Consider the following 1,041-nt stretch of genomic DNA (forward strand, 5'->3'; position numbering starts at 1 on the left):
CGTCCAGGGTCAGCAGGGCGGCGCGGCGCAGCAGCGCCGGCACCCCCTCGGCGGCGGCGACGGCCCGCTGCCAGCGCGCACCGGTGCCGCGCTGGAGCACCGCGGCGGCCCCGGCGCGCACCAGCTCCTCGTCGCCGGCGGCGGCCAGGGCGGGGGCGACGTGCTCCAGCAGGTCGGCGACCACCTGCGCGGCCGGGCGCGGCGCGCCGCTCAGCGGGTGCACCAGCTCGCCGTCGACGCCGTCGCTGGAGGCGCGCCAGGACGCCAGGCGCAGCGCCTCCACGCCGACGTCCGGCGCCGGGCGCCCGGCGCGGTGCTCGGCCGCGGCGGTGTCGGCCAGCGCGCGCACCAGCCCGGCGACGAGCACGGCGTCGTCCACGCGCAGGCACACGTCGGCCACCCGCACCTCCACGGTGGGGTAGCGGGCCGAGAGGCGGACGTCGAAGTAGAGCATCCCGGTGTCCATCGGCACGCCCGTGGCGAGCACCCGGCGCACCAGGGCGTCGTAGCCGGCGGCGTCGCCGACGGGCCCGGTGGGGCCGGCGGTGGGCCAGCGGTCCCACACCCGCGAGCGGTAGCTGGCGTGGCCGGTGTCCACGCCCTGCCAGAACGGGGAGTTCGCGCTCAGCGCCAGCAGCACCGGCGCCCAGGGGCGCAGCCGGTCCAGCACCGCCGCGCCCTCGTCGCGGTCGGCGACGCCGACGTGCACGTGGCAGCCGCAGGTGAGCTGCTCGCGCGCCAGCAGCCCGAAGCGCCGGCTCATGCGCTCGTAGCGCGAGCCGGGCGACAGGGTGGGCACCCCGCCCAGCGGGTGGGTGCCCAGGGCCACCAGCAGGGTGCCCGGCCCGCCGGGGCCGCCGCCGGCGGCCTCGGCCAGCTCGCGCCTGCGCGCCAGCAGGTCGGCGCGCAGGGCGCTCAGCGAGGTGTGCGGCGCCGAGCCGGTCTCCACCTGCTCGCGCTGCAGCTCGCTGGTGCCGCGCCCGGGCGGCAGCCGCCGCAGCACCCGGGGGGCGTCGGGGCGGGCGGTGCCGTGGACGGGGT

The 1,041-nt window shown here is 80.7% G+C and carries 1 protein-coding gene; it reads right to left on the reverse strand.

The genetic code is table 11. From position 1 onward, the window contains the following. The coding region (locus GTR00_RS21555; RefSeq protein ID WP_166613540.1) for a carboxylate-amine ligase at positions 1-1,041 on the reverse strand (1,041 nt) is incomplete at both ends.

Source organism: Kineococcus indalonis, assembly GCF_009906395.1.
Classification (GTDB): Bacteria; Actinomycetota; Actinomycetes; order Actinomycetales; family Kineococcaceae; genus Kineococcus; species Kineococcus indalonis.